General features: G+C 50.3%; 5 protein-coding genes and 1 pseudogene. 2 read left to right on the top strand and 4 right to left on the bottom strand.

Annotated features, from left to right (window positions below; translation table 11 throughout):
* Both ACU52_RS14225 and ACU52_RS14220 read left to right on the top strand, forming a co-directional pair.
* A partial coding sequence (locus ACU52_RS14225) for a hypothetical protein (RefSeq protein WP_204374667.1) occupies positions 1-239 on the top strand: 239 nt, incomplete at its 5' end.
* A 436-nt stretch (positions 240-675) separates the two neighbouring features.
* Positions 676-1,567: pseudogene (locus tag ACU52_RS14220) on the top strand (IS982 family transposase).
* A gap of 317 nt (positions 1,568-1,884) precedes the next feature.
* Here the strand turns inward: ACU52_RS14220 and ACU52_RS14215 are convergent.
* From ACU52_RS14215 to ACU52_RS14200, 4 genes are all read right to left on the bottom strand, one after another.
* On the bottom strand, positions 1,885-3,807 hold the full coding sequence (locus ACU52_RS14215; protein ID WP_053399279.1) for an alpha-amylase family glycosyl hydrolase: 1,923 nt from the start codon (positions 3,805-3,807) through the stop codon (positions 1,885-1,887).
* Between the two features lie 70 nt (positions 3,808-3,877).
* Positions 3,878-5,791, bottom strand: a complete 1,914-nt coding sequence (gene pulA / locus ACU52_RS14210; RefSeq protein ID WP_053399278.1) for a type I pullulanase — start codon at positions 5,789-5,791, stop codon at positions 3,878-3,880.
* 223 nt (positions 5,792-6,014) lie between these two features.
* On the bottom strand, positions 6,015-8,135 hold the full coding sequence (locus ACU52_RS14205; protein WP_053399277.1) for a glycoside hydrolase family 97 protein: 2,121 nt from the start codon (positions 8,133-8,135) through the stop codon (positions 6,015-6,017).
* A 107-nt stretch (positions 8,136-8,242) separates the two neighbouring features.
* Complete coding sequence (locus tag ACU52_RS14200; RefSeq protein WP_053399276.1) at positions 8,243-10,942, bottom strand: 4-alpha-glucanotransferase; 2,700 nt, start codon at positions 10,940-10,942, stop codon at positions 8,243-8,245.
* Positions 10,943-11,048 lie beyond the last annotated feature (106 nt).

The raw sequence follows: 11,048 nt of genomic DNA, 5'->3' as shown, positions 1-11,048 counted from the left end.
TAATTCTTACGCCATTCACATTATTATATTTTACAAAAGAAATAAGCAAACTTATGACACAGGAACGGGAAATAAAACAGGCAGGGATGGATGAAAATCATACGCTAATAGCAAATTTTAAAGACCGATGGCAGAATTTAAATGAGTTTGAATTCAAAAGGAAGAAAACTGCAAACTGGTTCCATAGAATTTCATTCCAAATAAATTTCTATGGAGTCATAAAATCTAAAAGCAATTAAATATAAAAAATAGATATTCAAAAATATTATCCTATGACAGTAATAGAATTATTTTAGCCCAATCGGTCATTAAATCACACATAGCTTTAGCTATATTGTGCATTCATGTTTTCAGCAATTATTTTGTTCGCTTTTTCTTTACATAACCACTATGCTTATAGAAAATATAATAAAAAAGCCTCTCAATATAAGGCAAAAATACAGACATAATGACCTCTAAGTTTGAAACAAGAAGCAACGCAGTCGCATAAAATGAATATAAATGCAGATAACTCAAAGCTGTTTCTTACCTTTATTAACGTAAGTTCGACGAATTGTAAATGCGTGTAAATTTGGTGATTAGCGAAAATTGTTGTAACTTTATAGTGCTGAATTACAAAGTATTACAAACAATAATCGCTATGACACCGAGAGCAAAGTTATAGAATTATTTTGTATGGCAGACGATTTAGCTTCGCTGATTTTCAATTCTGCAAATTTTTTGATGCTATGACGGCAAAATATACGCTTAAACCAACCGCAAAGCGCAAATATCACCGTGATTCTACCATGTCCAAGGCGGAAATCATGCTCATCATGATACTTTTCCATGACTCAGGATACCGTTGTCTGAAGCATTTCTATCAGGAAAAAGTCTGCAAACATATGCGCCATTTCTTTCCAAAGGTCGTTTCTTACAACCGTTTTGTTGAATTGGAAAAAGACGTCGCCATCCCCCGCTGGCCATATTCATCAAGAAGGTACTTTTGGGCAAATGTACAGGCATCAGTTTTGTTGACAGCACTCCTTTACGGGTATGCAAGAACCAGAGAATACATATTCATAAAACGTTCAAGGGAATAGCACAAAGAGGAAGATGCTCCATGGGGTGGTTCTTCGGATTCAAGCTACATTTGATATGCAACGAACGTGGAGAACTTCTGAATTTTATGATTACGCCGGGGGATGTTGATGACCGTAAACCGCTTGAATATAAAGCCTTTGTAGAATTTATATATGGAAAGCTTGTCGGGGACAAGGGGTATATAGGAAAGAATCTGTTTCAGAGATTATTCGTTGATGGAATACAACTTATAACCAAGTTGAAGAACAATATGAAAGGTGCACTGATGTCCGTTTCTGACAGACTGCTTCTCAGGAAACGAGCCGTTATTGAAACAGTCAATGATGAACTCAAAAATATAGCACAGGTGGAACATTCAAGGCATAGGGCCTTTGATAATTTTATCGTTAACCTCTTGCGTGCAATTGCGGCATATTGCTGTTTTCCTAAGAAGCCATGTATCAATGTTACGAGAACTATAGACACACAGCTTGCATTATTCTAAATTCGTCGAACTCACGTTAATATAAAACAAAAATCCCGACCGAATCCTTATGACTGATTTGGGTTAAAAAACAAAAAACCTGCGCCAATCGAACAGAAACGGCATGGCGCAGGTTAAACGACAAGCATCTTCATGCTTGCAGCCCCTATAAAACTAACATCGGTATCAGACCGCTGTTAAACTGTTGTGGGCTTATGAAAAAACTAAGACATTTTCGGTCTTTTCCTCCAAACAGCCGTTATGTTTCAACGGCCAGGAGAGTTATCGCCGCACCGCCTACAGCAGATTTGCCCGCTGAAGGCGGCCGGCTATATTGTTTAGAACTCGAGCACGAGCACCTGACGCGGAGTGAGCTTCAGGTCTTTATCAAGAGCCACGCTGCTGCCAGTCAGCACGTCGCGTGCCTGCTTTGTCTGTCCGATAACTTCGGCATAGCGCTTAACAGAGAGAGCGGCATCCTTGCGTGTGCCGTTGATAACGGTCATTACGGTCTTGCCGTTATACTGACGTGCAATGACATATACGCCCTTATAAGGTATAAACTGCTTCTGGCTGCCCTTGATTATCACGTCGTTGCCCTGACGCCAGTGGAGCAGATTGCTCAGCCATGTGAACATTGCGTTCTCGGCCTTTGTGCGTCCTTCAGCAGCAAAGGCATTGCGCTCGTCGCCCTTGAAACCGCCGGGGAAGTCCTTGCGCACGTTGCCGTCGGTAACTTCCTTTGTGCCGTTCATCAGGATTTCAGTGCCATAATAGAGCTGCGGTATGCGGTTTACGGTGAGCAGCAGTGCAAGAGCCTGCTTCAGTGCCGTTGTGTCCTTGTCGTTGCCGAGGAAGCGGTCGGTGTCGTGATTCTCGATGAAAGCCATGACGCTCGACGGGTTAGGATAAAGATAGTCGTAAACCAGACTGTTGTATATGCGGTTGTATCCGTTCCACCAGTCGTCGGTGTTCTCCTTCTTCGCCATGTTTATCTTGTCGTAGAAGCTGAAGTCCATCACCGTCTTCAGATAGCTGTTCTTCTTGGCTATCTTAGAGTCTTTCTGCCACGCGGCTGTATATGCCGGCTCAGTTACCCATGTCTCGCCTACAACGTTGAAGTTAGGATATTCCTCGTCGAGAGTCTTCATCCAGAGGGCCATGGCGTCGGCATCGGCATAAGGATAAGTGTCCATGCGTATGCCGTCGATACCAACGGTCTCTATCCACCACTCGCTGTTCTGGATAAGATATTTAATGACATGAGGATTCTTCTGGTTAAGGTCGGGCATAGACGGAACAAACCATCCGTCAACAGTCTCGTGCAGGTCGATGTCGCTTACATATGGATCAACCACCGGAGTAAGCTTATAGCTTGTCTGCAGATAGAGGTCGTTAACCTTGCCGCTGCCGTCAACATAGCCTGTGGTTACGTCTCTTCCGGTCTTCTCTCCGGCAGAAAGCCATTCGGGAGTGTTGAGCCAGTCTTTAGAAGGCATGTCCTTTATCCATGGATGCTCATAGCCGCAATGGTTGAAAATCATGTCCATAACCACCTTCAGCCCCTTCTGATGAGCCTCGTCGATGAGCTTGCGATACTCCTCGTTGGTGCCGAAGCGGGGGTCAACCTTGTAATAGTCGGTTGTGGCATAGCCGTGATAAGAGCTGTTGACGCCGTTGTCGGGTGAGTCGTTCTCAAGCACGGGAGTAAACCACAACGCCGTAACGCCCAGCTCCTTGAAGTAGTCGAGGTGCTGACGTATGCCCTCAAGGTCGCCTCCGTGGCGCAGGCTCGGCTGCGAGCGGTCTATCTTGTAGCTGTACTTTGTCTTCACGGCGTTGTTCTTCTGGCTGCCGTCGGCAAAGCGGTCGGGCATGAGCATGTAGAGCACGTCGGCGTTGGTGAAGCCCATGCGCTTGTCGCCGCTCATCTCGCGTGCCTTAAGCAGATACTTAACTTTCTTTGTCGAGCCGTTGTTCTTGAAGTTGAGCGTCATTGTTCCGGGCTGCGCTCCGTCAAGATTAAGGTAGACCAAGAGATAATTAGGACTGTCGAGGCGCACCAGGCTGTCCACCTTTACGCCGGGATAATCCGTTGTAACGTCTGCTGTCTTGATGCCTTCGCCGTAGACCATCAGTTGCAGTGACGTGTTCTTCATTCCCACAAACCAGTCTGTAGGTTCAATGCGGTCTATCTTTACCGCTGCTTTCATTGTCATAATGCTGAGCAATAAGCTTAAAGATAAAACTAATCTGTTCATGATTATTTGGTTATTTGTTTATGTTATTATTTTCAGTCGGGTGATGTCTTACATTCATCTACGCGGCATGTCAGTCGTGAATGATGAGTGCCGACTGCGCCGGAACGTTCACTTCGCTGCCGCTGACAATGCCGAGTCCGCTCTCGTTGATAACGCCGTCGCGGCAGACAACTGTGTAGCTGCCTTCAGGAACGGCTACGGTGCGTGCCTCCTTGGCAGAGTTGAGCACCACGATGATGTTCTTCCATGCGTCGCCTCCGGCATTGTCTTTCAGGCGGAAGGCCACGAGATTGTCCTGCACGGGCAGGAACTCAAGATGACGGCGCACCTTGTCGGCCGTGCCGAGGCGGAATGCCGGATGATTCTTGCGCAGCGAGATGAGCTTGCTGTAATAGTCCATCACCTGCGGATACTTCTCAAGGTTTGTCCAGTCGATGCGGTTGATGCTGTCGGGCGAGTTAAAGCTGTTGTGCACGCCCTTCTTGTCGCGCAGCATCTCCTCGCCGCTCAGGATGAACGGCATGCCCTGCGATGTCATAACGGCAGTCTGTGCAAGCAGGTCGAGACGTATAAGCTCGTCCATGCCTATGCCCGGAATGCTTGTGCGCAGACGGTCAACTAGGCACATGTCGTCGTGACAGCTCACGTAGCTGAGCATCTGCACAGGCTCTGCAGCCCATGCTTCCTTGCTGTAGTTTACCTTTGTCATGTCTACCTGCGGATGGCAGATTGCTCCGGCTATGCCGAACTTTATGCTCTCCTCGTTGCCGGGAACGGCTGCCAGGAATGCACCCTTGTGGTCATCGTTGAACGGACCGCGCAGAGCATCGCGCAGCTCGTCGCCAAAGGCAGATATGCCGGGCATGCTGCTCATGTTGGCCTTCATGGCCAGCTTGTCCTGCGGATAGGCACACGGACCTGCCGACCAGCCTTCGCCGTATATAATTGTTGCAGGATATTCCTTATTGAGCGCTGCACGTATCTGGTTCATCGTCTCTATGTCATGAACGCCCATGAGGTCGAAGCGGAAACCGTCGATATGATATTCCTTAACCCAATACAGCACCGACTCTATCATAAACTTGCGCATGGCAGGACGTTCGCTTGCCGTCTCGTTGCCGCAGCCCGAGCCGTCAGACCAGCGTCCGTCGGCTGTCTTGCGGTAGAAGTAGCCGGGATAGGTGCGCTCAAAGTTGCTTCCCTCTATGTTGAATGTGTGGTTGTAGACCACGTCGAGTATAACGCGTATGCCTGCCTTATGCAGAGCCTGCACCATCTGCTTAAACTCCTTAATGCGTGTTGCGGGCGTATAGGGGTCGGTCGAGTAAGAACCTTCGGGCACGTTGTAGTTCACAGGGTCGTAGCCCCAGTTATACTGAGGTTCATTGAGGCGTGTCTCGTCTACCGAAGCGTAGTCGAACGACGGCAATATGTGTACGGCATTTACGCCCAGTTTCTTCAGATGCTCTATAGCCTTAGGCTCTGTCAGCGCCAAAAACTTACCTTTATTCACAAGGCCCGACGAAGAGTCGACAGAGAAGTCGCGGTGGTGCATCTCATATACAATGAGGTCTGCCGGACTTACAACCGTGGTTATGCGGTCGGTGTCCCATCCTTCGGGATCAGTGGCAGACATGTCTATGATGGCTGCTCTCTGTCCGTTTACTCCCACTGCCTTAGCAAACACTCCGGCGCACTCTCCTGCCCCGGTGTCAAAGGTGTAGAACTTGCCTTTCAGGTCGCCTTTAAGCTCGGCAGAATATGTCTCGGCTGCCGTGCGCTTCATTTTAACGGTCTTCACCGGCTTGCCGCCCTGTCCGTCGTCGTATATGCGCAGCGTAACCTGCTTTGCATTGTCGGGAGCAAAGAGCTGAAAACGGGTAAGCCCCGGAGTATAACAAGCCTCGCTGAAGGTCTGTGCACCGGCCTTTGGTGCCAGCAAGAAGGACAAGATGCCCATAACAAGAATCTTTTTAAATTTCATACTGTGGTATGCTTTATTGTTTTCTGGTATTTTTTGTCGTTCATATAAAATATTACTACAGAAGGTATAACATCCTGTATGTCAGGATATTATAAAAGGCCACCTTTCAGGCTCCAAAAGGTGGCCTTTTACATGCAGAAAGACGGCCTTTTGCACCCTGAAAGGATGCCTTTTGGAAAACGTCAGGTTTTCTTTCCTCTCCGCATTTCTGTATTTTGTATTGTTATTGAGCGATGAGCGACACGGCAAAGCCTCCGCCGGGAGCTTCCTGCAGCTTGAGCACGTCGCCCTTCTTAACAATCTTGTGTGTTATCTCGTATGCCTTAGGATTCTTCTCATAGTGAGCGTCCTTGGCATCGGCGTATATCGTGCAGTCATACTTGCGGCCCTTGTCGAGGAAGTCGAGCTTAACGACGGCCTTATGTCCGTTTTCGTCACACTTACCTCCGACAAACCAGTTGTCTGTTCCTTTAGCCTTACGTGCAACGGTGATATAGTCGCCCGGCTCGGCCTCGAGATATTTTGAGTCGTCCCAGTCTACGGCAACGTCGCGTATGAACTGGAAGGCATCATAATACTTCATGTAGTTCTCGGGCAGGTCGGCAGCCATCTGCAGCGGACTGTACATAACGAGATAAAGCGACAGCTGGCCTACGAGCGTTGTGTGAACAAACGAAGTGTTCTCGCTCCATGTGTTGAGCTGAGTTTCAAGAATACCCGGAGTGTAGTCCATCGGACCTCCCTGAAGACGTGTGAACGGCAGCACGACAGTGTGATCGGGACGGCTTCCGCCGAACGCCTCATACTCTGTTCCGCGTGCGCTCTCGTTGCCCACGAGGTTAGGATATGTGCGGCAAAGACCTGTAGGGCGTGTTGCCTCGTGTGCGTTGACCATGATATGATGCTTTGCAGCCTCCTTTACGGCACGCAGATAGTGGTTGTTCATCAGCTGACCGTAGTGGTACTCGCCGCGCGGAATGATGTCGCCAACGTAGCCGCTCTTCACGGCGTCGTAGCCATACTTGTTCATCAGCTCATATGCTTTCTCCATCCAGCGCTCATAGTTCCATGCCGACGAAGATGTCTCATGGTGCATCATCAGCTTGACACCCTTAGAGTGGGCATACTCGTTGAGCATCTTGATGTCGAAGTCAGGATAAGGAGTGATGAAGTCGAAGACGTCGAGCTTTGAGTGTCCGAACCAGTCCTCCCATCCTTCGTTCCATCCTTCAACCAGCACCTCGTCGAGTCCGTTGTCGGCAGCGAAGTCGATGTATTTCTTCACGTTCTCGTTGTTGGCAGAGTGTGTGCCGTTGGGCTTGCACTTGCTGTAGTCGGTAACACCGAGATGAACCGACGGAAGGTCGTTGGTGTAGCTCCATGTGCCGCGGCCAACAATCATATCCCACCACACACCGCAGTATTTTATAGGACGTATCCAGCTTACGTCGTCGAGCGCGCAAGGCTCGTTGAGGTTGAGAATGAGGTTGGAAGAGAGCATGTCGCGTGCGTCGTCGCTCACGATAACCGTGCGCCACGGCGTGTTGAACGGAGTCTGTATATAGCCCTTGTAGCCTTGAGCGTCGGGTGTGAGCCACGACTCAAACACCATGTTCTTGTCGTCAAGGTTAAGGTGCATTGTGGCATAGTTTACGCAGGCTGCCTCATGAATGTTGATGTAAAGTCCGTCGTCGGTCTTCATCTGCAGCGATGTCTGCACGCCTGTCGGCGAGAATGTGGTCTGCGATGAGTTTGGTGTTATGGCACTCTTCATCAGTCCGCGTATCTCCGAGAGCTTCGACTCCACGGTCTCATACTCCTGCGTGTCGTAGTCGCCCGGTATCCAGAAGGCCTTGTGGTCGCCGGCCATGGCAAACTGTGTGTGCTCTTCCTTTATAACGAAATAGTTGAGCTCTTCCTGCTGCGGAAACTCGTAGCGCAGGCCCATTCCGTCGTCGTATACACGGAAACGGATAACGATGTTGCGCTTTGTTGCCGGCTGGTTGAGCGTAACGGCGAGCTCATTGTAGTGGTTGCGTATTGTGGCAGTCTCGCCCCACACCGGCTTCCATGTCTCGTCGAATGTTGAAGTGTCAGTCTTGGCAACTACGAAACCGTCCATCAGGCTGGTTTCCTCCATGCCCTTGCTGGCGTGCTTTGTCTTGGCCAGCTCAAGTCCCAGATAACTCGGCTTTACGACAGCCCGTTTTTTGTAGCTAACTTCATAAACAGGTCGCCCGTTGTCGAGCGAGAACTTCACCGACACATTGCCGTTGGGAGATTTTACGGTCTGCGCCATTGCCAGCATCGGCAGAAGCATCAATGCAAATAAAATCTTACGCATATTAGTTAAGTTAATATTGAATATAGGTTAGAAATTCATGTCTGGCATAAAAGACGGCAGGCCTGACTGCCCGGCCTGCACGCCTTCAGTGTATCATGATGAAAGAATTACATACGTCCGCTCTCTTTGATAAGGTCGGTTATGTTCTGGTTATAGTCGTGTGCCTCCATGAGGTCTTCAATGCACATATGCATCCTGTAGCGCCAGTAGTGACGCGGATTGGAAGGTATGTTTATGCGCTCTGCATTAGCGTCGGCCAAGCGTATGCTCTCGTCTACAGCCAGCCAGTCCTGCACGGTCAGTATGCACAGCATGGACGGGCACAGCAGATGGCGTGATATGATGTCGCGTGCAAGCCATCCGGGCAGCGGATGAGGCGCAGCGCCATATTTCTGCAGCACGTTGTTATAGTAGTCTTGCGTGCGGCTCGCATCCTCGTCCCACCACTGGCGCAGCGTCGGCGTGTCGTGGCTTGATATCGTGCACACCGAGCGGTAAGGATTGCGCGACAGCACACCGAAGCGCACGCTCGGATCTTTGGGCATCGACTGTAGCTCGAGACTGAGTATCTTAAGTTCGTTCATCACCCACTGAACACAGTCGGGCACCATGCCCAGGTCTTCGGCGCACACCAGCATGCGGGTGGCCTCAACCAGCTTGGGCAGCTTGTTCATCGCCTCACGATACCAAAACTGGTTGTTGCGGCGATAATAGTAGTCGTTGTATATCTTGTTGAACAGGAACTTGTCGCTGTCGTAGAGCGATTCGTAGATGAAGTCAAACTGCACTGATATGCGCGGATGGAACTTATTGGGATCCCGATGGTCGCGCACAAAGAGCACGTCGCTTATCAGCGCATACAGGCCGTCGCGCAGGTCGGTGTCGGCCTTGTCGGTCTTGCCCTCAAAGGCAGCCTCAACCTTGCGCTGTGTGTCATATTCGGGCTTCATGCGGTAGCGGCCGTCGTGTGCAGGCTCAAGATAAGTGTCGCGCACCATTGCCGCCCTTTCGCCGAACATGCGGTCGAGCACCCAGTCGGTGATGAACGGTTCGGTGAACAGTTCTTCCTGGAAGTGCAGGCCATAGGCCTCAATCTCCTCGCGTGTCATTCCGAGTGCAGGCGAGAACTGGCCCAGCAGACCGTGTACGGCATTGTAAGGTATCTCCCATATACGGAAGAAGCCGAGCACATGGTCTATGCGGTAGGCATCAAAGAATTTTGCCATGTTTGAGAAGCGGCGCACCCACCAGCGGCAGCCGTCCTTTATCATCTCGTCCCAGTTGTATGTCGGGAAGCCCCAGTTCTGACCATTCACAGAGAAGTCATCTGGCGGAGCACCTGCCTGCCCGTTAAGGTTAAAGTAGCGCGGCTCCTGCCATACGTCGCAGCCATAGCGGTTTACGCCGATAGGAATGTCGCCCTTAAGTATCACGCCCTTTGAGCGTGCGTATTCATGGGCGTCAGCCATCTGTGAGTTAAGGATAAACTGCACAAAATAATAGTAGGCCACGTTCTTATAGGCTGCATTGCGCTGAACAGAAAGGGCATGACGCTCGCTCTCGTCGAACGCATGATGGTCTGGCCACTTGCTGAAGTCTGCCGTGCCGTATTTGTCGCGCAGATAGCAATACTGTCCGTAAGGCACCAGCCACGATTCAGCCTCCTTAAAGAAAGCCTTAAACTCGGCCGAAGCCATCACAGTCTTGCCTTCCTGCTCATATATTATGCGCAGATATTCGTTCTTGGCGTTGTTCACGCGCTCATAGTCGATCTGCGGCAGGGCGTTGAGTTCCTGGCGCAGGGCCTCAAACCTTTCGCGTTCGGCCTTGTCGGCAATAGGCGGCAGGGCGTTGAGGTCGGCATACTGAGGATGCAGCGCAAAGATACTTATGCAGCTGTAGGGATAAGAGTCGGTCCATGTGTGGGTGGTGGTTGAGTCGTTGATAGGCAGCACCTGCAGCACACGCTGCTGTGTCAGGGCAACCCAGTCAATCATCTTCTTCAGGTCGCCGAAGTCGCCCACGCCGAAGCTGCTCCTCGACCTTAGCGAGAACACCGGCACCTGAGTTCCGGCGCAGCGTATATTGTATATCGGGAAGAAAGCGTCGTCGAGTTCATACACCATGATGTCGTCCTTTTCCAGCACAGGCACATCGATGGTGCGGTTGAAGCGGTCTTCCCACAGTATCTCGGCAGTGTCGGCCACGTCGACGGCAACAAACTTAAACTCTATTGTCTTGCCTGAAATCTTCAGCGCATTGATGTCTGCCACCCACTCGTTGTAGTTGTGCTCATACATCTGCTGGCCCTTAAACACGTCCCATGTGCCCAGAGTAACCTCGTTGCCCACAAGCACAAGGCGCTCATGGCCGCGGAGCTGCGGGGCGCGCACCTTTATGCGCAGCGTAGCCACATGGTCTGAAGGCGGCAGTGCCGACAGACGGCGGCGCTTTATGCAGTCGGTGAAGGCCGAACTGTAAAGATAAGAGTTGTCGGGTATGCCTATCCAGCGGTCGTAGGCAACTATGCGGCCGCCCTTTGCGGCGCCGAGTTCAAGCCTGTGGGGAGCCACGGTCCACTCCTTTCTCACAACATTGCTCTCGCCTCTCACCACGCTGTAGTAATAATCTATATATTCACCGGTCTTGGCGTCAAGTTTCAGACTGTAGGTCCACACCTTTCCGTCGGACGTGCTCATCCTGTATGGAGTAACAACGTCTGCCCCGTTCTCTCTGCCGTTGATGACATTCAACACGAGTTCTTCGCCAAAAGCCGTATTATAAGCTATGTTTAAAAGTATATTCATAGGTCACGAGTTATGGTTTTCATTGTAAAAGATACATAATGAAATCATGCCCTGCAGGCCACGCCATGGCCTTTGTTTCAAGACACGACTTATCTTACCTGCAAAG

The organism is Xylanibacter rarus (genome assembly GCF_001275135.1).
GTDB classification, from domain to species: domain Bacteria; phylum Bacteroidota; class Bacteroidia; order Bacteroidales; family Bacteroidaceae; genus Prevotella; species Prevotella rara.
This window is presented reverse-complemented; position numbering and strand designations above follow the sequence as displayed.